Origin of the sequence: Caballeronia sp. LZ001 (genome assembly GCF_031450875.1) — a bacterium.
Classification (GTDB): domain Bacteria; phylum Pseudomonadota; class Gammaproteobacteria; order Burkholderiales; family Burkholderiaceae; genus Caballeronia.
The window spans coordinates 364642-386510 of record NZ_JARTVX010000006.1 but is presented as its reverse complement, the minus strand read 5'-3'; the positions used below and the strand labels follow the sequence as shown (position 1 = coordinate 386510).

The following is a 21869-nucleotide window of genomic DNA, read 5'->3' as shown; positions in this document are numbered from 1 at the left end:
CCGCTCTGCTCGCGCCACAGCACGCACAATTATGTTGTACACGCAGGCTTACTTGCTGACCGAGACAAGTTGTGAAAACACGCCCGATTATTGAGACCAAGTATGAGCGCTTTTGGCCGAAGCCGGTCGGAAGGCTTCTAAGCCTGTAGCCTGTTCCTGTGCTTCCGACATCTTATTAGGATCAAGAGTTTGACGAAGGCGAGTGGCGGTGCGGTGGCTGGATAAGCCCATGAGGTTGCTCACCTGTTCATTGGTCCTGCCTGCTGCGACGTGCCGGCGACCATAAGTGTTCCGGAGCAAGCGCGGGCTCTCATCGGCCGCAGTCAAACCGGCCCGCTTAAGAGCGACACGCACGCATTTGAGCATCGTGTCCGGCTGCATCGGTTTTCCTGCTGCGGTGGCAATGAACAACCATTGCGTCACGCACTGGATGCTTCGACGCGCTTCATAGTAGGCGCGCAGAACGTCTGTAGCAAAAGCATCGACGGGCACCCGTCGCGCGATGCGAGGCCCGTGTTTGTCGACGAAGACAGTAGGGCGATCGTAGGCGACATCGAGATCATCGACCCTCAGTTGCCTCAACTCGGCCGCCGTCAAACCCGAGGCGAGAAAGAGCGCCACGATTGCTGTGTTCCGCAGTTCTTTGAACGCAGCGCCTTGCGTGGCGACGCAGACACCCTGTAGGCGCACATCGTCTTCCAGCGAAAGATAGATCGGCGTCGGTTCGTCCTCTGGCCAACTCTCATTGATGAGCATCTGCGCGGCGGGATTGTCCGCACGCAGTTCGATGTTGACGAGGTGCCGCGTGAACCGGTCGATCAGCTTGAGATAGCGAAGGCGGGTGGTCGTGCCGAGCGCGCAATCCTGCGCAAGATCAGCGAAGAAACCGTCGAGGTGGTCCGCCCCATAGCTCGCCACGCTCGCATGATGTGCGATCAGGTAGTCGTTGAAACGCGAGAACATCGACCGGTGTTGAACGATCGACTGGTCGGCAAAGGCGCGGCGATCTGCGCCAGTGGCTTCTTCACGTTGCCATTGCGCATAGGCGTCCTCGGGGGCAGCAAGCCACAGGTCGTCGTCGGGCATAGAAATAGATATACTGAAGTTCGCTCACCCCAAACCATACAGCGAAGCTAACGCTTCGCCAACCCCGAGCAACCAAGACCCGGGGTGTCCTCATCTGCCTTGCTCCTGATGGCATCAAGGCAAGCAGCCGGTCCGCCGACAACGAGTCGAGCGGAGCAGGCCAGCATAAGATTGACGCTCAGGCCGAAGTCCTCAATGAGATAGCCGCCGGCGCAGTAAGCGCCGTCGCTTCCCGTCGTCGCCGCTGCTTGAACACGCTGAACGAGCGTCGCTTCGCTCGATCGATATGCCCAAACGGGTTTCCCGAGCGCCACGGCGAAGCCCACTGCGAAAGCAGTGCCGCTGTCTGGCTCGCCCGCGCCCCGAAAGTCATCGAGGTTAGCCATGACGATATCCGCCGAACGGATCAACTGGACATTCGCCGCATAGATGTGGCGGGCAGCGTCCTGCGGTGAGAGAGAAGAGGAGGGGACATTGCCGTCCAGCGGATAGAGCCCAACGAAGCCGCGATCGCGACACAGCTGCTTCAAGCGTTCGCCGTGTTCCTTGGCGTCGCGCCGAAATGCATCGAAGCCCGCAAGGTAGATGCGCGTTCGCTTGCGGCGCGCTCTATCGGGAGGGGAGAAGGATCGATCCTTCCTTCACGGACCGGGCGTTTGATTCGGTTTAGCTGCTTTGTCACAGCCAAGACGCTCTTGCCAAGACTGTATGCAATTTGCTCAATCGGTAAGCCCTGATCGAGCAACTCCATTACTGCGCGCTGCGACTTCGTCGGATTTCTCTTGGACATCGGTTCGTTGCTTCTACTGCAGGGCTATTGGAACGCCTATGAGCTTACCAATAACCGCGCATGGTCAAGTCACTCGCCCCTCCCCGCCTCAAGTTACGAGGAACTGACCAACGACGGTTGCGAGTTCGTTAGCCTGCGTCTCCGATCCTGCAAGAAAAGACATATGGCATAGTGCGGAACGTCAGGCGACCTAAGGGGAGAAAATGACGACCCTCTCAAACATCGAAGAAAGGATTAGGAAATTGCAGGCTCGAGCAGAAGCGATTCAAAAAAAACAGGCCATCGCAGCCGTCGCAAAAATTCATTCGCTTATGAAAGAGCACGGCCTGACAGTCGACGACCTGACCAATGGCGGAAGAGTCGGCACAGCAAAGGACTCGGCCAACGCTGCGCTAGCTGGGACGGGCAAATATCGTGACCCGAAGACGGGCGCGACCTGGAGCGGTCGAGGCCGAGCGCCGTCGTGGATAGCGAACGCTAAGAATCGTGCGAGATTTCTGGTCTCTGCGGCAAACGAGTCTAACGATGGCGACTCGGGCAAGCGCACCGGGAACTACCCTCGCGGTCCCCAGCCGGCGAAGTACCGAGATCCCAAATCGGGAGCACAGTGGAGCGGCCGCGGCAAGGCGCCGGGATGGTTGGCATCGGTGAAAGACAGGACCAAGTTTCTGATCTCCGCTGCTGATACCAAATGGGCTGGCACTAAGAAGCCGAAGTCAGAAACAAACGCGACGCCCGCGCGCTCCACTAAGGCCGCAAAGACGGCCAACGCGGCAAAGACCCCCCGCGCAAAGCGGACATAGCCGCGCAGGGTGGGGCGTCTTCTTTCTTTAAAGAGGGCCGAGCCGTCAGCAGACCGCTCGCCAACGCCTGCTTATGCTTCGGTTTTAAACACGGCCATCGTCGCGCGCAGCGTTTCGGCCTGATCTTGAAGCGAACCGGCAGCGGCGGCGGCCTGCTCGACGAGCGCTGCATTTTGCTGGGTGACCTCGTCCATCTGGGCAATCGCCGTATTCACCTGCTCGATGCCGCGACTCTGTTCGTTCGAAGCAGACGCGATTTCGTCCATGATGTCGGTGACCTTCTGGATGGCTGCGCCGATCTTGGTCATCGTCTCTCCGGCCTGCCCGACAAGGGCGGTGCCAGCGTGGACGCGCGAACTTGACGCCTCGATCAACTCGCGGGTTTCCTTTGCGGCGGTGGACGATCGCTGGGCCAGACTTCGCACTTCGCCCGCCACCACAGCAAAGCCACGCCCCTGTTCCCCGGCACGCGCGGCCTCGACCGCCGCGTTGAGCGCCAGGATGTTCGTCTGGAACGCAATGCCCTCGATCATGCCGATGATCTCGGCGATCTTGTGCGAGCTTTGCTCGATCTCTGCCATCGTGCCGACGACGTTCGTCACGATCGTCGCGCCTTCTTGCGCAACGTCGCGGGCATTGCCGGCCAAGCCGCTTGCCTGACGCGCGTTTTCGGAATTGTGCTTCACGGCCGCAGTGAGTTCTTCCATGCTCGCGGCTGTCTCTTCGAGTGACGCCGCTTGCTGCTCTGTGCGAGACGACAAGTCCGTGTTGCCGACGGCGATCTCACGGCTCGCGTTAGCGATCGCATTCGCGGACGTCTTCACGCTGTCGACGGCAGACAACAACTGCGTACGCATGCGGGCCATCGAGAACATGAGGCTCGAGCGGTCGTCCGCAGCAGTGGCTACTTCGAATGCCAGATTGTTGTCCGCGATCTGGTTTGCCACTTCCGCTGCATGTGCCGGTTCCCCGCCCATAGAGCGACCTTCATGGCACGCATTGCTGGCGGATCGATGAGGTCCTTTATGGCACGCATTGCCGGCGGATCGATGAGGTCCTTCATAACCTGCTGAGCTAGCGAGTCGTTGAACGCTTGTCCTGCCGATTGCAACGGCTTGTGAAGTCGATACCGGGATTCATAACGGGACTGTCCGGTCATCAACGGCTGAATGGCTTGATGTACGCGCGCCATTACGCTGATGCCAACGAACTCGAAATGTTGTCGATTTGTTGGTTGGTTTCGAGCGTCCCTTGTATCCGAAGGTGATGCCGCCAGAGTCCGTCAAAGATCACGATGTGCTCAATATCATTCGAAGCAACAAGGAGCTTATCGAGTTGCTGGCTGGTAATTGGCGCGAGTGGGTCATCGCAAGCGAGGGCAAGAAGGCAGAGCACAAATATGACCGGTACCGTGCATCGGACTTCGTCGCTCGCCGGCCGGACCTGATAGCCAAGCTGCTGGAGTTGGACGAGTTAAAGCATGTCCAGATCGTCACGCATCCCGTCATGACGAATTTTAGCCATCAGGCTTTGACAGCAATTTCGTTGCGCGCCGGTTACCCGCTGATTGTTGAAGCTAACGCGCGGTTCCACCCCGATATTGAGGTGACGTTGTAGAGGATGCGCTTCGCGAGGACGGCGTAACAACGTATGCTAGTGGTCGAACTTCTTATCGGTTTCTCATGTTTTGTGCTCGGCATGCTGGTCCGAGAGTTTGTGCCGAGCTGCTTTCGGAAGAATGCTATCTACACGGTTATCGCATCGTGCTCGATGGTGACAGTTTCCGCATGCCCAGACCAATGCCCGAACCCGACCAGACGCGGCTTGCAAAATCGGATAAAAAAACGCATTCTTAAGTCCGTTCGAATCCGCGCTTTACTTCACTTCAAACTGGCGCCTTTAAGGCGATCATCCCGGCGTCATTACGCCGATCCGTGACACCGCTCGAACAGCTTGATGCTGCCTGCGGCGTGTCGCTCAGCTGTCGAACGAATCTTTGAGGTAAGGACAAGGCGCACTGATTGCTCGCTGCCATCGACAAGGAGGTGACGGTATGCGCGTGCATCATCTGAATTGCATTTCGAGTTGTCCGCTCGGCGGAAAGCTCTTCGACGGCCGCACCGCCAGTCTTCTGAGACGCGGAGAATTGACGTGTCACTGTTTATTGGTCGAATCAGAGGGTGGCCTCGTTTTGATTGATACGGGCTTTGGCCTGCGCGATGTCGCCGATCCGAGCAGTCGTCTAAGCACGTTCTTTCTTGCAATGCTAAAGCCAGATTTTCGCGAAGAGATGACGGCGCTTCGCCAGATAGAGAGAATGGGTTTTTGCGCGTCCGACGTGCGTCATATCCTGCTGAGTCACCTCGACTTTGATCACGCCGGCGGGCTCGACGACTTCCTGAATGCCACGGTCCACATGCTTCAAATCGAGCGCGAGTACGCTGCGCGCCAGCTGACCTGGCTTGACCGTCAGCGCTTCCGGCCGCAGCAATGGTCAACGCGAGCCAACTGGCAGGTCCACGCTGAGCGCGGCGGCGACACGTGGTACGGTTTTGAGCGCGTACTGCCGCTTGCGGGATTCAGCGACGATATTGCATTTATTCCACTTCGCGGACACACATTTGGGCATGCGGGAGTCGCGGTGCGCGCGGGGAAGCGCTGGTTGCTGCACGCGACAGACGCTTATTTTTACCACACCGAGATGGATGGCGTTCGTCCGCATTGCACAGCGGGGCTCGCGTTTTATCAGTGGATGATGGGCAAGGACGGTAATGCACGTCGGCGAAATCAGGGACGGCTGCGTGCGTTGTGCAACGACCCTTCCGCGCGCGATATCACCGTGTTCTCCGGTCACGATCCGATCGATTTCGAGCGCCTGGCAAGACGGTCACCTGGGGTGCCTGTCGAAGCCTTGCAAGCCGGCTACAGGCTTTAATTCGATGCCACGAGCGGTGTACCTTGAACAGGAGGCTTCATGATTGCCAAAGCGACTTCGGGCATGATTTTGCAAGGTGCGAACGCACTGCCCAGATGCAACCACGGAAAAACTTTGTCGGCTTCTTTGACCGGTGTATCAGACAAGGGGATAGCCAGTCCTTAAATATAGAGCTTCCGGTCCCGATAGGTCCCGCGCGAAGGACGTGGACGAGGCTTTGATAGGCCTCGTCCACGATTAGGCCGCCGAGGCGCCTGGCCATTTTACTTTTGCTCCGTTCCGAAAGACGTCGGCGGCACTAGTCGAGCGTCTTAACTCGCGGTGACCTCAATCCGGCGCGGCCGGGCTTCTTCACGACGCGGCACCGTCAAGCGAAGCACCCCATTTTTCAGGTTCGCCTCGATTTTGGTACTGTCAAAATCACCGCTGAGTGCAAATGCGCGTGCATAGCGTGGTTGCAGAACTTCAGCATGTTGCAACCGCATCTCGGCTGGCGTCGGTACAACTGCCTCCGCTTCTATAAAAAGGTTAGGCCCTTCCACCCGGATATCCAGTTTGTCGCGGGTTACGCCCGGCAAATCAGCCCACAACGTTATCCCATGACTGTCTTCCACCACGTCAACCGGCGGCACCATCGGGGCCACACGTGACGTCGCTGCCGGCAAAGTGCCGCGCGGCGCAACCGAAGTTTTGTTCGTTTCGGTAAGTTGAGTCTTGTCATTCATGGCTTGCTCCAAAAATCGTTCGTTGAAGGATCAGCGCGGGTTTTTATTGGACGGCGATAGCACGCGGTTTGGACGACTCTCGCTTGCCGACGCTCACCGTTAGACATCCGTTTGCATAGCGAGCTTGCACCTTGTCCGGGTCGGCATCGCGCGGCAGCTCGATTGCTCGCCGAAACGAACCGTTGAACCGCTCCTGCGCATAGGTACGCGTTTGTTCCGCGTTGTCGCTGCGCGCTGCATTCTGACGCTCGCCACTGATTAACAGCAGCCCTTTCTCGATTGTGACGTTCAGCTGCGTCGGATCGATGCCAGGAGCAAACGCAACAATTTCTACCGAGTCATCGGTGACGCCCATGTTGATATGCGGGAATGTCCCTGCGCGTGCAGCGCGAAGGCTAGACGGCGAGCCGCTCAACAGGCTGGACATCTGATTTTGAAGGCGATTGAAGTCTTCGAAAAGGCTCGTTCCGAAAAAGAGGTCACTCATGGTCGGGTTCTCCTATAGATGCGGCAAGGAGACAAACGGGCGACGCGCTCCATTTCATCTGCCTGACCGCTGACAAATAAATCGAAACACGCAGCGCGACGTACGCGACTGCTCAAGCAACGAGACGAAAATAGGCGATTGCTACGGGTTTTTCAAGGTGCGATTTTCAAAATTTGTTAGCCCACTGCGCCCCTTGAAAAACGGTGACTCGGATCATAACCTCGCCCCAATCTTCCACTAGTAACGGGGCATAACCATGAGCTTCAATACAGAATGGGTCACGCTCGGTAAGCATCGCACACGGCTAAGCGCGACGCACGGCTTTCCGACTGAAACGCTACGCACGCTGGCAGAAATTTCCAAAATTGGCATCGAACATACGATGAGCGCCCGAGCAAGGCTAGTCGAAGTGCTACTGCGAGACGAAGACGGGGTCTACATCGTCAGTGTGGCGACGACTGTCCCCCAGGACAAGGCATGCGTCGCGCCTCTGGAGCTTGCATTAACAACATTAATGGGACTGCCGTTGGACCGGATTACTGTGACAGTCGCGGTCCTCAGCGAGGCAGAGGTCGAGTTGAAGTACGGGGTCTATGAACGCTTGATAGCGCAAAAATTAGGCGCTGTTGCTCCCATCCAATAAGGACCATCCTTGACGTCCATAAGGGGAGCTCATGGCGGGTGGAACGACGTTTGCAGAGCACGGACCGCCCGCAGCTAGGCGGGAACAATTTGACTTGCAATGCTATGAATGCACCACTCGACCAACTGCGTGACAAGGTCGCACTCAGGTTTAATCTCGGCTACGCCGGGCGCCGTAATCGACACTCGATTCAAAGAACTCGTTTGCGATTACGCTGTGCTGGACTTCTGTGACGGGCTCTTGCCCTCTCTTGATCGATCGGATCCTCAGGTGGAGTGTAAGGAGGCGCACAATCGGTGCGCCGCGTTCTGGTAAAGTCTTGGTACCGGTTCCTCTGAACTTTGAGGACTTGTTTGATGAATCGTCTCTCAGGTTCTGGCAGGCCCTCGGAATGGCCAGAACTTTTAAACCGACCCGTTAGGTCGGTTTTTTTTGCTTCATGACTCGGCGATTGAAAAACTCGCGTTGTTTCGGGCATTTTTCTACGTGACATGAAAACGATTACTTAATAAGATTAAAGGCGCAGCGCTGGACGTCCATTCGGCCAGCCAGGACCTGAGAGAGAGCCGAGGTACTACAACATTCCGGCCGGCGCTGCACCTCGGCTTTATGCCGGTTATGGGTTTGATGCTATTTTTTCGCTGTCTGGCCCCGTTTTTGAGCCTCGAGTCAAAGTCGTTGCCGCATAAGTCGACTCGACGATAACAATGACTGTGACGACCCGATCGGTAGCGGTACGCTAGTTATGTCACTGCGTGAGGAAATTCCGGGAATGCAGCGCTGACCGGACAATGAGCATGTCTGCCGGTTATACCGACATGGCGCCGTCCCGAGTGCATGCCCGCTGCGATTTGCTGTCGGAAGTCTTGCTGCCGTCACCTTGTGCCACTTAAGGACTGCGACTTCAGGTCAAGCCAGATTCGCTTCGAGTGACGCAGCGAAGACTAAGCCAATATAATTCGATCGTTAGCTATCTATTAGATACGCAACGGCCAGACAAAAATTCACGAGGCAAGCCCATACGACCTTGACGCGACTTGGCCTGCCAGCGCTAGGCAGCCTCAGCAATGGCCCCCATGTTTTTAGACATTGTTCGATTTGCTGCGCGGCATTTGAGCCGACCATCTCACCGATTGGGCGTCGAGCGAAAGTTGTCCCGAAACGAACAAAAAGCCGTCTTTCGCGATTGCTTGCGAGTACGGGCCAATTGCTGCGGGCGCTTGCGGGGCTTCTATCTTAATTCATGTTGCCTCAGAAAGGATTGATACTGGAATCGTGATTCGCTCTGTACTAGCCAGGCGCTGTTTAGGTCGTCGCGGTGACGGGGACGCGGCGAGCGAGTGCACACATCAATTCGTATCCAATCGTGCCCGACGAGGATGCGACGTGATCAATCCGGACCTGCTCGCCCCATAGCTCTACTTTTGAACCGATACCAGCATTGGGACATTGCGTAAGGTCGACCGTGAGCATGTCCATCGAAACACGACCGACGGTGCGCGTCGTGACGCCATCGACTGAGACAGGCGTTTCTGTGGGAGCATGCCGTGGGTAACCGTCTGCATACCCGCAAGCCACAACGCCGATTCGAATGCCAGCATCTGCTCGGTAGCTTCGTGCATAGCCGACGGTTTCTCCCGCGTGCATGTTCTGGATGCCGATGATTTCGCTGCTGAGCGTCATCGCGGGACGCAGCACGAGGTCACCGAGGTCATCCGCGCGTCCGGAAGGAGAACCACCGTAGAGCACGATGCCTGAACGCACCCAATCGCGATGAGCGCGAGCGTGCCACAACGCCGCTGCCGAATTCGAGAGACTGCGCAATCCCGGGATGTCGACTGTTACTTCGTCGAATCTCTCAAGCTGCCAATCGACGCTACCTTCGTCGGCGTTCGCAAAGTGGGTCATCAGCGCGATGTTACCAATGCCTTTGGACACGTTTGCACGCTCCCAAGCCGCGCGGTAACGGTCCGGCGTGAAGCCCAGGCGGTTCATTCCGGAGTTCATCTTGAGGTAAATATCAATCGGTTGCGCGGGCTTGGCAGCAACAATCAGCTCGCGTTGGTCGTCGCAATGCACCGCGACCGTCAGCGCGAAATCTTGCGCCGTCTTTACATAACTCTCGGTGAAAATGCCTTCGAGAAGGCAGGATTGGCTTCTTCCAACCAAGTTGCGACTGCAAAGTCATGCGTCCGTGGCCACGCATAAGGCGGCGATCGCGGCTATGCGACGGACCCATCTGTAAATAGCGAAGTGATTGAGCGGGGGAGGACAGCCCGGCGAGTCCGCCGACTCTCGTGCCGACTCTGCTATGGGCATTCTTGTGCCTGCTCAGGTGGCGCGCGTGAACTCTCCTTCTGAGAAGAACCACATCGACATCGTGCGTGCCAGTTCAAGTAGCACCTCTGCGTCGGTCCGGCCAGAGGACGCGCGCACGTGAAACGAATGATCTGCGTCGTCCACCAGATGCAGCGCGGCGCGCGGCGCCAGCGGTTCGACGACCGACCGCAGAAGGTGAAGCTCGGCCAGCTTGTCGCGCGTGCCTTGCAGGAAGAGCATCGGTACCATGACGTCCGCCAGGTGCTTTGCCCGTTCCACGCCGGGCTTGCCCGCCGGATGCAGTGGGAACGCAACAAAAACGAGGCCACGCACGCCGTCGAGCGGGGAGATGGCTTGAGCTTGGGACGTCATGCGGCCGCCGAACGATCTGCCGCCCGCGAAGAGCGGCAGGGCGGGCAGCCGCCGCCGGGCGTCTGCGACGGCTGCCCGCACGGCAGCATGCGCCACGGCCGGCGAGTCAACTCGCTTGGAGCCCCGCTCCATGTACGGAAACTGATAGCGCAATGTGGCGACATTGACCACCGCAAGCGCGTTGGCCAATGACGACATGCCGGCGTGCTGCATGCCCGCTCCCGCACCGTGCGCGAAGACATACAAAGCGCGCGCGTCCTCCGGCACGTGGAGTAGTGCAGAAACCTTGGTGCCGTCAGACAATGCCAGGGAAATCGAATCTGGGTCGTCCATCGTACTCATGTCGTATCCTTGTGGCCTTTGTGCCGATTGTGCACCAAAGAGGCATCGGGAAGCTTGTGGCGGACTGATCGATAGCCGTTTCCGTGACGGCGTGAGCGGTGCTTCGCCGGACTTGAAGGGGCTCAACATGTAAAGGCCGTCGGTCGGGGCTTCCGGCCTCTTCCCAGAGACGGTGAGCAAGGCTTCTAATCTGTTCCTCGGTCATTGGCACGTCCATCATCTCCTCCTCTCAAAAAGCCGTTCGTCGTCGAAAATCATTCCGCGTTCTCAAAAAGTTGACTCAAACTATTCAATTTTTTCTACCGTTTTCGGATGTGTATGGCTGTCGGTGCCGAACTATTAAGGTCGCTTCACGGCAGCCGCGTCATAGCATTCGCGTTACGGCAATCGTTTCGTGGCGGAGGTCAGTGTCTGCCCAGTGGACCAGTAGTCTTTCCAGGGGTCTTCCGTCCGAAAGCTCAGGTATTCACGTGCGGTCTGGACGGTCCACTGCGCGCCGCTTTTAACTTCTGCAAGTTGTTCCCACCCAATGGGCATCGATACACCGAGCCCCGGTCGGGTGCGTGCTGAGAACGCCGCGGCTGTCGTTTGCGCTTTGCCGTTGCGCAGATAATCCACATAGATTTTGCCTACGCGGTTGGACGGCCCCGAAATTGCCGAGAAACGCTCTGGGATGGTCTTGGCTAGATGCCGCACGAACGCTTGTGAAAATGCTTTGACGCTCGCGTATTGAAGACGCGGTGTGAGCGGTACAACGACGTGCAATCCCTTTCCGCCGCTCGTTTTGAGCCACGCCTTCAGCCCCAATTCGGAGAGTAAGGCACGTACCAACTGTGCCGCCTCCTGCACATGAGCCCATTTGACGCCGTCGCCGGGGTCGAGGTCGAAAATCACCCGATCCGGCTTACCAAGACGAGCGGCAACCGAGTTCCATGTGTGGAACTCGATGGCGTTCATTTGCGCGGCGGCCAGAAGCGCTTCTGGGGTATCGACCGTGAGTAGTGGCGGATGCCCGGGCCATAGGTCGCGATCGTGAGCCGTTAAACCAGGCATTGCTGTCTTCTCGGCGTGTTTCTGAAAGAAGAGCTGACCCAACACACCCTCCGGCGCTCTGACGAGCGCGATGGGGCGATCTCTCAAATGCGGCAACATCCAGTCGATAACGCTCGCGTAGTAATGGATCAACTCAGCTTTCGTCACTCCTGTCGCGACATCAATCACCCGTTCTGGATGGGTGATCTTGAGATTCGGCGCGAGCACAGGACGTTCGGTCTTTCCTCCTTCGCGCACGACGCTGCGTGCAGGCTTATCAAGTCTTAGCCCCCGAAATGATGCCTGTCTAACGACATCGTCACCGGTCCACTCGGCGAACTCAACCTCCGCGACAAATTGAGGCTGCACCCACGCTTCGCTACCGGCTGCTCGCTTCGACCATCGTCCTGGCTTTTTCACGGGCGTGTCGAACGGCGGTGCGCTTAAGCGAAGCGGCGCAAGCTGCTTCCATAAGTCTCGTGCGGTTTTCGCACTCCAACCGGTGCCAACACTCCCAGCATGGTGGAGCTTGTCGCCCGCATAATAGCCGAGAAGCAAACTGCCGACTTCTCCCGTGTTCCCTGCGCGGGCAGTCATGCCGCAAATCACAAACTCCTGGCGCAGCCGGGCCTTAGCCTTTAACCAAGTGTCTGTTCGTCCCGACTCGTAAGGTGCGTCGCGCCGCTTGAGCATCAGACCTTCGAGACCCAGGCTTGCAGCAGCCTCGAACATCTGTGCAGGGGACGCATCGAAATCTTGACTGAAAATGAGGTGTTCACTGCTTTCTTGAACCAGGGTTGCAAGCTGGGCGCGTCGGGCCCAAAGCGGGACACGCCTGAGATTTCTCCCGTCTAAGTACATCAAGTCGAACAGGAAGAAGAGGATGTCCTGATTGGTCGGACCGTCGATCGCCTGTTGGAGGGCAGAAAAGCTTGGAAGGCCGTCTTTGAGCATGACGATTTCGCCGTCGAGCCAGGCACTTGTGACGGCAAGCCTTTGTATCTCGTCTCTTAAGGTCGGAAATTTTGTCGTCCAGTCGTGGCCATTGCGTGTGAGTAGCTTGACTTGGCCTTTGTCGATCCGAGCAAGGAGACGATACCCGTCCAGCTTATTCTCGGTGATCCAGTCGCCTGTTTTAGGCAGCGCGGCAGACAGCGTAGCGAGTTGTGGCTCAAGCTTCGCCGGCATGCGAGAACGCACCGCGGCAGACAAGTCGATGGTTGGATCTGCATCGCGTACGCTTCGGCCGATTTTGGGCTCACGCTCTTCCAGCAGACCAAGTGGATGCGCGATGACGCTGTCTGGGAGCGCTTTGATGACGTCATACTCGTTGATCGAACGTGCCCACTCGTCTCGCTTTTTGAACAGCATCCAGGCGTCTTGCTTGTCCCCTGGCTTGGCGATACGCACCAGTTCCCAGAGCCCCGCGAGTTTCTCTCCGTGCAGGCGAAATAAGATCTTCCCCTTGGTCATGCCGCGGCCGGGGTCTCCCGCGGGATCCCAGGTGCCGTGGTCCCAGACAATAACCCGGCCAGCACCGTATTGTTTGGGCGGGATGACACCCTCGAACGACGCGTAGTCGACCGGATGATCTTCGACGTGGATAGCAATCTGTTTTTTCCCCGGGTCGTAGCAGGGCCCTTTAGGGACCGCCCAAGACAAAAGCACGCCATTGTGCTCCAGTCGAAAGTCATAATGCAGACGGCTTGCCCAGTGTTTCTGCACAACGAAGGCATTGCCTGCGACGGCGCTTAAATCGGCGCGCGGCTCGGGTGTCGAGGCGAAGTTTCGTCGTTGCTTGTATTCATCGAGCGGCTGGGAGCTAGCCTTGCGTGACGGGGCCATGATCGTTGTCGTTTGAACCTTCGTGTGCGATCTGCCTTGAGCAATGGACGTACCGATGGCCTCCATCACACATCATCGCAATGGTCGAAGTGCGCGTAAAAAAAGGGTGCGACCAAAAGTTTGGGTGCTCCAAATGACAGCGTGACCAGTGCTATTCTGCTTCCACGCCCTACTAGCTTCGGGCGATGGATCGCATCTTTCGTCCGCCGAAATGCAAGATCAGGATGCCGGCTGAGGGGAAGCCTCATGGTAGCTCGCTCGATTGCGTCGCTCTCTCTGTCTTTCGGCCTGGTGTCCATTCCGGTTCGGCTTTATTCAGCGACCGAGAGTTCATCGTAAATTCGTTTCAACACGCTCGCACCTGACGGTTCACGGGTAAAGCAGCAATACGTATCGGAGTCGTTCGGACAGGTGGTAGAACGATCGTCGATGCAGAACGGCTACCAGTTCGAAAAAGATAGCTATGTTGTCTTCACCGCCGAAGAATCAAAGGCGCTAGAGGAGGGCGCGAGTCACGTCGTTGAGATCGTGTCGTTCGTCCCTGAACAGTCGGTCGATCCGATTTTCTACGACAAGGCGTACTTTATCGCCCCCGATAAGCGTGGTGGCAAGCCTTATAGCCTGTTACAGGAGGCGCTCGCCAAGACCGGTCGTTGCGCGCTCGCGAAGTGGAGCTACAAAGGTAAGACGCGCATCGTTCAGGTACGTCCGTCCGAGGACGGCATGGTCTTTCAGCAGCTCCTGTTCGCTGACGAGGTACGCTCTCTAAAAGATCTTGGTATTGAACGCGTGGCGGTGTCGGAGTCGGAGCTGAAACTGGCCGTGCAAATCATCGAGCAAGGTGCGGCGGACGTGTACGACGCGGCAGCGTATGAAGACGAAGAAAAGAAACGGGTACTGGCCGCCATCGACCAGAAGATCGCAGGTAAGCAGATTGTGGCCACGGAAACGCAGGAAGAAATTGCGTCCGCCGAGGTCATCGATCTCATGGAGGCGCTAAGGGCAAGCCTTTCCAAGGGCAATGCGAAGCGAATCCTGCTACGAAGCGAAGGACCGCAGCTAAGCCAGTAGCGGAGGAAGGGGTCCCGGCGGTTCCGAAAACACGAAAACCGGCTGCCCGTGCGCCGAAGACGTCTGACAGCGTATCGAGGCGTCCGTCACAGATCGAACGCAGAGTGCCGAGATCGGGCGGCTGGACATGCAGTTGTCGACCGAGGTGTCGCCACAACATCGCAGGTATCTGGCGATCCGAGTCCAATGATCGCCCGGACATTCGTATGAAGCCGACGTGCAGCGCGACGGCAAGACGATATAGATCCGAGCGCCGCGTCTCGATGAGCGCGATCTCTTGCTTGGAGAAATTGTAGAAAGTGTTGAGCTCGAACTCGCTCAGATCGCGCAGTACTTGGCGGATCCCGAGATAGCCTGTTCGCCAGCTTTCCACCGTCAGTGCTCCGCGGCGATCTACGAAGCGACCCAGCGTAGCGATGCAAAATCCGTGGCGCTGCGGTACAAATCGGGATGCTAACCTGGCATCGGGTGTCCGGCACGCAGCGGACAGCACGATCCTGAGGACTTGACATAACGCTACCGATGTCGAGCTTCGCATGTAGCGGCTAGATTGTAATGTCCGTATAGGGGGTGCGGCGGAATTCTTGGACTATGAGGAGCTAGTCCATGTATTCGTACGAAGACCGCATCCGAGCAGTGAAGCTCTATTTGACGCTTGGGAAGCGCCTTACCGCGACGGTTCGTCAATTGGGCTATCCCACAACTAAATCTCTCGAACGTTGGTATCACGCGTACGAGCGATTCCTGGATTTGCCGAGGGAACGTATTTGCTTGAGGCCGCGCTACTCGGCAGAACAAAAAAAGGCGGCCACGGACCACTACATGAGCCACGGCCAGTGTCTGGCAGCAACGACAAGGGCCTTGGGATATCCGGGACGCGGGACGCTCGTCGCCTGGCTCGATGAGCTGCAGCCCGAACGAAAGAAACGCGCTCTCGGGAAGACTTCGGGTATTCGGCACGCACTTACAGACTGCCGACAAGTATGCCGGTGTACGCCTTGCCATTGCAGATATCTTTGAACTGAACCACCGCTGCTACGGATATCGCCGGGTGCGTGCGGCGGTTGGCAGGCAGAAAGTCTTCATCTCGGAAAAAGTCGTTCGGCGCTTGATGAAGCAGGAACAGCTAAGCGCGGCCACGACGAGTCGACGTCGGTATGGCTCCTACGCTGGAGAAATCGGTCCTGCTCCGGGCAACCTTATCAACCGGGATTTCCAGGCCGCAGCACCGAATGAAAAGTGGCTCACGGACATCACGGAGTTCCAGATTCCTGCCGGCAAAGTCTATCTGTCGCCGATCATTGACTGCTTCGATGGGCTTGTGCTCAGTTGGTCGATCGGTACGCGACCAGACGTCGAGCTTGTGAATACGATGCTCGATGCTGCCATCGAAGCACTAGGCAGTAGCAACAGCCGACCTGTCGTCCATTCAGATCGCGGTGCGCATTATCGCTGGCCAGGCTGGCTTTGCCGAATACGGGAGGCCAATCTGATTCGTTCAATGTCGCGCAAGGGCTGCTCGCCCGATGACGCGGCGTGCGAAGGCTTCTTTGGACGGCTAATAACGGAACTGTTTTACTCTCGGGACTGGCAAGCCATCAGCACCGACCAGTTCATTGAGGTCGTTGACTCGTACATTCGCTGGTACAACGAGAAACGGATCAAGATCTCGCTTGGCGCACTCAGTCCGATCGAATATCGGGAGAGTCTCGGACTGACAACATAACCCAGTCCAAGAATTCCACCGCACCCCCGATATCGGACATTTCAAATTGGCCTCGACATCGCAAATCGGGGTTATCTCTGCTAGTCGGGCCCGGCCAGACGATACTGGACGCGATGCTTGAGGCCGGACTCGACCCTTTGTATGACTGTCGACGGGGCGAGTGCGGCATCTGCCAAACGACGGTAGTCGAGGGCAGGGTGGAGCACCGCGACTACTGTCTAAGTGAAGAAGAGAAGCGATCGGGACGCGTCATGCAGATATGCGTTCGAGAGCCTGTTAGAGTCAACTGGTTCTGGACGCATAGCGGTCGGCACCCCCGTGGTTCGCACTTGATGGCTGAAGAGCGAGACTTCGTAGTTTCGCCCTTGCATTCCAATTCTATCTGGCTGCGCATCGATGGTGCATTTCACTGTTAAGGATGACATATGAATGCCAACGCTTCGTCGATCGATTCAGCGATCAAGTTCATTTATCGCGAGGCGCGGCTGCTGGACGAGCGACGTTTCGACGAATGGCACAAACTCTTTACAGAGGACGGCGTATATTGGATGCCGACAGGTCCGAGCCAAACCGATAGCGCAAGCCACGCCACGCTCATAAATGAAGACCGTGGCATGCTGAAGCTTCGTATCGATCGGCTCAAGCAGCCCCCGTGCTCATCCACGGCAGCCTGAAAGTCGCAGCATGCAGGTCCTGCAAAAACCCGAAGTGATCGCCTCTGAAAACGGGACTTATTGGACTCGCACGCCTATGATCTATAACGAAACACGACGTAGCCCGAATCGCTTGACTGTGATGGACCTCTTAAGGCCGTTCAACTTTTCTTCTGAGCGCCGATCGATCACCTCAATCCAAAATAAGTCAACCCCTCGCCCGCAGGGCCCAGGTTTCGATCGCGATAGATGTTTCGGTGGCTATGCGCGGAGTCAGCATGTGGCACCGGAACGCAAGTGAGTTGGATGAATGGCTTGTCTCCCTTAGCGGCCCTTGGACCTCTGAGGAACCGTTCGTCCGTTCAGGGTCACGTCCTGCCGTTCGCCGTCAAGCCCACGATCGGCCGTCGACGATCCCGGCAGCCAGGATAGCGCAGTTTTGTCGGTGGAGCTTTCGCGAGCTGGCAAAACGCAAGTAAACCCAAGCCCCACAGTGAAATCTCAAATTTCACATAACTAACATTAACACATTTTGTATGTACTCCTCATCGAATGGCGTCGCGCCATCCGCAATGCGCGCTCTGCGAGACGCATGCGCCACTCGGCGAGACACGTCAGAGCGGGCACGCCCGCCGTCGTTCTGAAGCGCAGCGCGAAAGTGGTGCGCGACATCGCGCAGGCATCGGCGAGTTCTTCGAGACGCCAGTTGCGCGCGGGTTCGCCGTGCATCAAGGCCAGGGCGGGCGCAAGACGTCGGTCGCTCAGCGCGCGAAACCAGCCTGCGGACAGCACCGCGTCGGTTTCCATGTGTGCGCGCAAGATTTGGATGAACAGCAGTTGCGCCAGATGCGCGGTCGCGAGGGTCGCGCCGGGCAATACTGGAACTACGCGAAGGAAACGGTGCACGACTACAAGCACCGCGTGCAGCCGTAGTTGACTATCGGTAACACGGGAGTGCCGGCGCAACGTCGAACTGATTTGGCTGACCGGTTCGCTCCCGCCCGTCCAGTCAGAAGACACTATCGGTCCGAGCGGCAGTTCAGGCAGGGCAGGAGGCATTCAGGCGCCGGGGCCGCAACCCCTGCTGGAACCATTCGATCAGGCTCACGACGTCATACACGGCCACGTCGAATCGCTCCGCAATGAGCGATGAATAAGGCGCAAAATTGGCGCACTCGCTCACGATCGCGCCGATATCCGGATGCTCGTCCAGCAGGCGCGCGGCGCAGTCGAGAATGTCGTGTGCCTGATCGTCGAAACTCACATGGGCGGCATTCGTGAGTTGATTCTGAAAGAAGCGCGAGGTTTCGGGCAAACCCGCAACCGGCACATCCGGCGATGCATTCGCCGCCAGCAGATGCGCCGCTGTCAACGCGGAACGCTTCGCCGTCAGCACGCCCACGCGCTTGCCGCCGTTCAGCACGCTGGCGGCCATCGGTAGTTGCAGCAGGCTGGAGGTCGCAACCGGCACGGTGCAGCGCGCCGCGATCTCTCGCTGAAACGCCACCAGAAAACCGCAACTCGTCGCAATGCCGTCGACGCCCAGACGCGCGAGCCGGTTCGCCGCATCGACAAAACGGTCGATCAGCGGTGCGGCGGCTTCGCGGTCGCCTGCGGCGGCGGCCATGACCATCGGTCCGGTGACGCCTTCCATCAGCGCGTACTGCACCGGAAACGGCCAGGTGTCGCCGTGACCGATATCGCCGGGCAGGCGCATGAAGCCCGTATCGAGCATCAGAATGCCGATGCTTACGCCGTGAATCGTGCGAGTGCGCAACGAAGAAGAAGAACGCATGAGTCGAAGGCCCGAAGAGTTGGCTCTGGCTCATTGTGAGAAGAAGCGCCGCGCACCGGCAGGCCGACAAAATAAACAAATCCGATCGCCTATCTCTTTGGACGGCTGGCTTCCAACCCGTCCGTGCAATCGTTTGCACCGTGCATCCGACGCACGCACGATGACAAATCCCACACTCGGCACCAGCGAACCGATCCTCAAATGAAGGAAATCGGTTCTAACTTTTTTTACCCGATTGTCGATGCTCATGGTGGTTTTTACTCTGCGGTTCGTGGCCATACAAGCCATGCGCTGCTCTGACCCATACGCGCTTTTCCACCGATGCCGCCCACGACCGCCTGAACGGAACAAGAACATGAAACGAGTCTGCTCCACGATGCTGCTGCTTGCATCCACCACCGCCGCCACCGCCGCTCATGCGCAGACCGCGCCGTCCGACAGCAGCGTCACGCTGTACGGCGTGGTGATGTCGGGTCTCATCTACACGAACAATTCGCTGAAGGGCGCGTCCGTATCGACGGCCAACGGTCCGAGCCGCTGGGGTTTCCGCGGCGTCGAAAACCTCGGCGGCGGACTGCGTACCGTGTTCCAGCTCGAAGGCGGCTTCAATCCCAACACGGGTTCATCGGCGCAGGGCGGACGTCAGTTCGGCCGTCAGGCGTATGTCGGACTGCAATCCGACAACTACGGCTCGCTCACCTTCGGCCGTCAGTACGACCTGACGCAGGACTGGCTCGCGCAATATTCGGCCGCCTACATGTGGAACGGCTACGCGGCGACCGTCGGCGACAACAACAACTTCAACTTCCAGTTCCGCACCAACAACGCGGTGAAGTACGTGACGCCGAACTATCACGGCCTTCAGGGCGGCGCGATGTACAGCTTTGGCGGCGTCGCGGGCAGCTTCGGCAACCAGAGCGCGGAGAGCTTCGGCCTCAACTATGCGAACGGCCCGCTCAAGCTCTCGGCGGCCTACATGCGCATGAATCACCCGTCGATTGCGGCAAGCGAAGGCATCTGGAACACGGCGCTGTTCCCGTCGATCTCGGCGCAGTCGCCGACCATTGCAGCAGCGGTGTCGCCGTCGAGCATGGAGATTTACGGCGGCGGCGGCTCCTACACGGCGGGGAAGACGACGTACGGCCTCGTCGTCACGCACAGCCGCTATGAAAACCTCGGCGTGGCGGCGCTCGGCCTGGCCAACGGCCGCGCGGGCTACACCAACGTCGAAGCGAACGTGAGCCGCTACATCACGCCGGCGTATCAGCTTTCCTTCGATTACACGTACACACTCGGAAAGGTCCAGCCCACGGATTTTTCTCCGCAGTATCATGAGTTCTCGCTCTTCAACAACTACTTCCTGTCGAAGCGCACCATCCTGTACGTCGATGCGATCTTCCAACTCGCCGCCGGCGATGCACAGCACGCGAACATCGAATATGCGAGCAGCGGCGGGGCATCGACGAGCAAGCGCCAGCTCGCGGTGACGGCCGGCATCTTCCATCGTTTCTGATGGTTCCGATGCTTCGCAGGCGCGCCTTCGCGGGCGCGCATTTTCGAGGATGTTCCCTTGCCTGACCAGACCTCAGCCGCGCCTCGCAACGGGGCCGCGATTCTCGCCGATGCGCTGCATCGGTTCGACGTTCCCGTCGTCACGTTCATACCGGGCGAGGGCATTCTCGAACTCGTCGATGCGCTGGCGACGCGCGCGCCGTCTATCCGTCTTGCGAGTTTCCGGCACGAAGCGGGCATGGCCTACGCCGCGCAGGCGATCGGCCAGCTGAGCGGCCAGCCCGGCGTGTGCCTCGCGGCGCGTGCGCCCGGTGCGCTCAATACGACGCTCGCCATCCACACTGCCTACACCGACAGCGCGCCGATGATCATGATCGTCGGCCAGGCGGACATGCACGGCGCGGAACGCGAAGCCATGCTCGGCGTCTCGCACTTCCATCAGGTCTTCGGGCCGCTGACGAAGTGGGTCGGGCTGATCGAATCCGCGCAGCGGATTCCGGAGATGCTTGCGCGCGCGTGGCACATCGCGATGTCGGGCCGGCGCGGTCCGGTCGTGCTCGTGCTGCCCGAAAACGTGTCGCGTGAAACTGCGGATGTCGCCGACCTGCCGCGTCCTTTGCCCACTGCCGCCGCGCCTGCGCCGCAGGACATGACGCGCTTCACGTCGATGCTCGCGCAGGCGCGCAAGCCGTTTCTCATCGTCGGCGGCACGGGATGGCGCAGCGAGTCGTTGCGCACGCTGACGTCGCTGGCGCGCGCGAACGGCCTGCCGGTGGCGACCACGTACCGGCGGCGCGATCTCGTCGATCATGACGATGCAAACTTCGCGGGCGAGATCGGTCTGGGTATCGACCGGGCGCTGGCGCCGCGCATCGCGCAGGCCGATCTCGTCGTGATGCTGAACGGACGGCTCGGCGAACTGAACACGGTCGGCGCGGGCGCGTTCGCGGGCTTCACGCTATGGACGCCGCCGAAGCAGGCGAATGCGCTCGTCCATGTGCATCCCGAGGCGGCGGAACTGAACGCGGCGTATCGCGCGGACCTTGCCATTCCAGCGGATGCCAACGCGTTCGTCGAAGCGTGGGTGTCGGTCTCGCAGACACGCGAAAGCGACGAAGCGTGGGTCCGCGAAGCCCGTGCGGAACGGCTGGCGTATATCGAAAGCGGAACGTGTCCCGGCCCGCTCGATCTGCGCGCCGTCTACGCCTTGCTCGATGAAACCCTTGCCCACGATACCCTCGTCACCTCCGGAGCGGGCGCCTACGCCACCTGGCCGCAGCGTTACTTGCGTCATCGCCGGCCGAACACGCAGCTCGGACCGAAAAGCGGCGCAATGGGCTACGGCCTGCCGGCGGGGATCGCCGCAGCTTTACTCGACGCATCGCGGCGCGTCGTGGCCATTGCGGGCGACGGCTGCTTCATGATGCACGCGGAAGAACTGGAGACGGCGCAGCGCCTGGGCGTCGATCTGCTGATGATCGTGGTGAACAACAGCGCGTACGGCGCAATCGACAGTGCGCAACGCCGCCAGTTCGGACGCACGACGGGCACGGCGCTCGGCGCAATCGATTTCGCCGCGTTCGCGCAATCCTTCGGCGTTCCCGGCGAAACCGTCGAAACCACGGACGCTTTCGCGCCTGCGCTGCATCGTGCGCTGGCGTCCGGCGGCGTCAGGCTGATCGAGCTGCGCGTGCCTTCTTCTGTGACCAAGCCGGTTGGCTGACGAGCTACTT

The 21869-nt window shown here is 58.8% G+C and carries 17 protein-coding genes and 6 pseudogenes; 10 read left to right on the top strand and 13 right to left on the bottom strand.

Going from position 1 to position 21869, the window contains the following annotated elements; all coding sequences use genetic code 11:
• Positions 1–87 precede the first annotated feature (87 nt).
• Both P9292_RS42555 and P9292_RS42550 read right to left on the bottom strand, forming a co-directional pair.
• The gene (locus P9292_RS42555) at positions 88–1086 is read right to left on the bottom strand and encodes a site-specific integrase (protein ID WP_309966264.1); all 999 of its coding nucleotides are present in this window, start codon (positions 1084–1086) and stop codon (positions 88–90) included.
• 47 nt (positions 1087–1133) lie between these two features.
• Positions 1134–1616 carry a nucleoside 2-deoxyribosyltransferase gene (locus P9292_RS42550; RefSeq protein ID WP_309966261.1) on the bottom strand — a complete coding sequence of 161 codons (483 nt, stop codon included), beginning with the start codon at positions 1614–1616 and terminating at the stop codon, positions 1134–1136.
• A gap of 463 nt (positions 1617–2079) precedes the next feature.
• Between P9292_RS42550 and P9292_RS42545 the strand changes: the two genes are divergently transcribed.
• Entirely contained in the window at positions 2080–2679 is a 600-nt protein-coding gene (locus P9292_RS42545) for an H-NS family nucleoid-associated regulatory protein (protein ID WP_309966258.1), read from the top strand.
• Positions 2680–2750: 71 nt separating this feature from the next.
• Here the strand turns inward: P9292_RS42545 and P9292_RS42540 are convergent.
• A pseudogene (locus tag P9292_RS42540) lies at positions 2751–3662 on the bottom strand (methyl-accepting chemotaxis protein); the annotation flags it as partial.
• 268 nt (positions 3663–3930) lie between these two features.
• Here P9292_RS42540 and P9292_RS42535 point away from each other — a divergent pair.
• Together P9292_RS42535 and P9292_RS42530 are read left to right on the top strand one after the other, a co-directional pair.
• The gene (locus P9292_RS42535; protein WP_309966255.1) at positions 3931–4296 is read left to right on the top strand and encodes a hypothetical protein; all 366 of its coding nucleotides are present in this window, start codon (positions 3931–3933) and stop codon (positions 4294–4296) included.
• A 436-nt stretch (positions 4297–4732) separates the two neighbouring features.
• Positions 4733–5614: an MBL fold metallo-hydrolase gene (locus P9292_RS42530; RefSeq protein WP_309966252.1), complete on the top strand. Its 882-nt coding sequence runs from the start codon at positions 4733–4735 to the stop codon at positions 5612–5614.
• Between the two features lie 311 nt (positions 5615–5925).
• On the opposite strand, the gene P9292_RS42525 is transcribed toward P9292_RS42530, so the two are convergent.
• Positions 5926–6339 carry an Hsp20/alpha crystallin family protein gene (locus P9292_RS42525; RefSeq protein ID WP_309966250.1) on the bottom strand — a complete coding sequence of 138 codons (414 nt, stop codon included), beginning with the start codon at positions 6337–6339 and terminating at the stop codon, positions 5926–5928.
• Between the two features lie 43 nt (positions 6340–6382).
• Positions 6383–6826 carry an Hsp20/alpha crystallin family protein gene (locus P9292_RS42520; RefSeq protein ID WP_309966247.1) on the bottom strand — a complete coding sequence of 148 codons (444 nt, stop codon included), beginning with the start codon at positions 6824–6826 and terminating at the stop codon, positions 6383–6385.
• Between the two features lie 256 nt (positions 6827–7082).
• Between P9292_RS42520 and P9292_RS42515 the strand changes: the two genes are divergently transcribed.
• Positions 7083–7469, top strand: coding sequence for a hypothetical protein (locus P9292_RS42515; protein ID WP_309850841.1), 387 nt, complete (start codon positions 7083–7085; stop codon positions 7467–7469).
• 1082 nt (positions 7470–8551) lie between these two features.
• Here the strand turns inward: P9292_RS42515 and P9292_RS42510 are convergent.
• From P9292_RS42510 to ligD, 5 genes and pseudogenes are all read right to left on the bottom strand, one after another.
• A complete protein-coding gene (locus P9292_RS42510; protein WP_309851259.1) occupies positions 8552–8704 on the bottom strand; it encodes a Rid family hydrolase in 153 nt (50 codons plus the stop codon).
• 70 nt (positions 8705–8774) lie between these two features.
• Positions 8775–9642: pseudogene (gene alr / locus P9292_RS42505) on the bottom strand (alanine racemase); the annotation flags it as partial.
• Positions 9643–9800: 158 nt separating this feature from the next.
• Positions 9801–10493: an alpha/beta family hydrolase gene (locus P9292_RS42500; RefSeq protein ID WP_309851257.1), complete on the bottom strand. Its 693-nt coding sequence runs from the start codon at positions 10491–10493 to the stop codon at positions 9801–9803.
• Positions 10456–10707: a DUF2934 domain-containing protein gene (locus tag P9292_RS42495; RefSeq protein WP_309850840.1), complete on the bottom strand. Its 252-nt coding sequence runs from the start codon at positions 10705–10707 to the stop codon at positions 10456–10458. Before P9292_RS42495 ends, P9292_RS42500 begins: the two co-directional genes overlap by 38 nt.
• Positions 10708–10880: 173 nt before the next feature.
• Positions 10881–13379 (bottom strand): DNA ligase D, encoded by a 2499-nt coding sequence (ligD, locus tag P9292_RS42490; protein WP_309966244.1) that lies wholly within the window; start codon positions 13377–13379, stop codon positions 10881–10883.
• A 246-nt stretch (positions 13380–13625) separates the two neighbouring features.
• On the opposite strand from ligD, the pseudogene P9292_RS42485 reads away from it, so the two are divergent.
• Positions 13626–14533, top strand: a pseudogene (locus tag P9292_RS42485) (Ku protein); the annotation flags it as partial.
• On the opposite strand, the pseudogene P9292_RS42480 reads toward P9292_RS42485, so the two are convergent.
• Positions 14482–14823 (bottom strand): annotated as a pseudogene (locus P9292_RS42480) (DUF4158 domain-containing protein); the annotation flags it as partial. The pseudogenes P9292_RS42485 and P9292_RS42480 overlap by 52 nt on opposite strands.
• Before the next feature lie 233 nt (positions 14824–15056).
• Here P9292_RS42480 and P9292_RS42475 point away from each other — a divergent pair.
• From P9292_RS42475 to P9292_RS42470, 3 genes and pseudogenes are all read left to right on the top strand, one after another.
• Positions 15057–16176: pseudogene (locus P9292_RS42475) on the top strand (IS3 family transposase).
• A complete protein-coding gene (locus P9292_RS43480) occupies positions 16092–16592 on the top strand; it encodes a 2Fe-2S iron-sulfur cluster-binding protein (protein ID WP_409015643.1) in 501 nt (166 codons plus the stop codon). Before P9292_RS42475 ends, P9292_RS43480 begins: the two are co-directional and overlap by 85 nt.
• Positions 16593–16601: 9 nt before the next feature.
• Positions 16602–16850 carry an aromatic-ring-hydroxylating dioxygenase subunit beta gene (locus tag P9292_RS42470; RefSeq protein ID WP_309850837.1) on the top strand — a complete coding sequence of 83 codons (249 nt, stop codon included), beginning with the start codon at positions 16602–16604 and terminating at the stop codon, positions 16848–16850.
• Between the two features lie 546 nt (positions 16851–17396).
• Here P9292_RS42470 and P9292_RS42465 read toward each other — a convergent pair.
• Both P9292_RS42465 and P9292_RS42460 read right to left on the bottom strand, forming a co-directional pair.
• Positions 17397–17705, bottom strand: a pseudogene (locus P9292_RS42465) (AraC family transcriptional regulator); the annotation flags it as partial.
• Positions 17706–17868: 163 nt separating this feature from the next.
• Positions 17869–18624 (bottom strand): aspartate/glutamate racemase family protein, encoded by a 756-nt coding sequence (locus P9292_RS42460; RefSeq protein ID WP_309850835.1) that lies wholly within the window; start codon positions 18622–18624, stop codon positions 17869–17871.
• Between the two features lie 355 nt (positions 18625–18979).
• Between P9292_RS42460 and P9292_RS42455 the strand changes: the two genes are divergently transcribed.
• On the top strand, positions 18980–20137 hold the full coding sequence (locus tag P9292_RS42455) for a porin (RefSeq protein ID WP_309850833.1): 1158 nt from the start codon (positions 18980–18982) through the stop codon (positions 20135–20137).
• A 57-nt stretch (positions 20138–20194) separates the two neighbouring features.
• On the top strand, positions 20195–21859 hold the full coding sequence (locus tag P9292_RS42450; RefSeq protein ID WP_309966241.1) for a thiamine pyrophosphate-dependent enzyme: 1665 nt from the start codon (positions 20195–20197) through the stop codon (positions 21857–21859).
• Positions 21860–21869 lie beyond the last annotated feature (10 nt).

What these genes read in the sequence shown, in the direction of transcription:
- P9292_RS42500 (WP_309851257.1), bottom strand. Translation starts at nt 10,493, where the DNA reads ATGGACGACCCAGATTCGATTTCCCTGGCATTGTCTGACGGCACCAAG.
- P9292_RS42545 (WP_309966258.1), top strand. Translation starts at nt 2,080, where the DNA reads ATGACGACCCTCTCAAACATCGAAGAAAGGATTAGGAAATTGCAGGCT.
- P9292_RS42525 (WP_309966250.1), bottom strand. Translation starts at nt 6,339, where the DNA reads ATGAATGACAAGACTCAACTTACCGAAACGAACAAAACTTCGGTTGCG.
- P9292_RS42470 (WP_309850837.1), top strand. Translation starts at nt 16,602, where the DNA reads ATGAATGCCAACGCTTCGTCGATCGATTCAGCGATCAAGTTCATTTAT.
- P9292_RS42530 (WP_309966252.1), top strand. Translation starts at nt 4,733, where the DNA reads ATGCGCGTGCATCATCTGAATTGCATTTCGAGTTGTCCGCTCGGCGGA.
- P9292_RS42455 (WP_309850833.1), top strand. Translation starts at nt 18,980, where the DNA reads ATGAAACGAGTCTGCTCCACGATGCTGCTGCTTGCATCCACCACCGCC.
- ligD (WP_309966244.1), bottom strand. Translation starts at nt 13,379, where the DNA reads ATGGCCCCGTCACGCAAGGCTAGCTCCCAGCCGCTCGATGAATACAAG.
- P9292_RS42555 (WP_309966264.1), bottom strand. Translation starts at nt 1,086, where the DNA reads ATGCCCGACGACGACCTGTGGCTTGCTGCCCCCGAGGACGCCTATGCG.
- P9292_RS42495 (WP_309850840.1), bottom strand. Translation starts at nt 10,707, where the DNA reads ATGACCGAGGAACAGATTAGAAGCCTTGCTCACCGTCTCTGGGAAGAG.
- P9292_RS42515 (WP_309850841.1), top strand. Translation starts at nt 7,083, where the DNA reads ATGAGCTTCAATACAGAATGGGTCACGCTCGGTAAGCATCGCACACGG.
- P9292_RS42460 (WP_309850835.1), bottom strand. Translation starts at nt 18,624, where the DNA reads ATGCGTTCTTCTTCTTCGTTGCGCACTCGCACGATTCACGGCGTAAGC.
- P9292_RS42520 (WP_309966247.1), bottom strand. Translation starts at nt 6,826, where the DNA reads ATGAGTGACCTCTTTTTCGGAACGAGCCTTTTCGAAGACTTCAATCGC.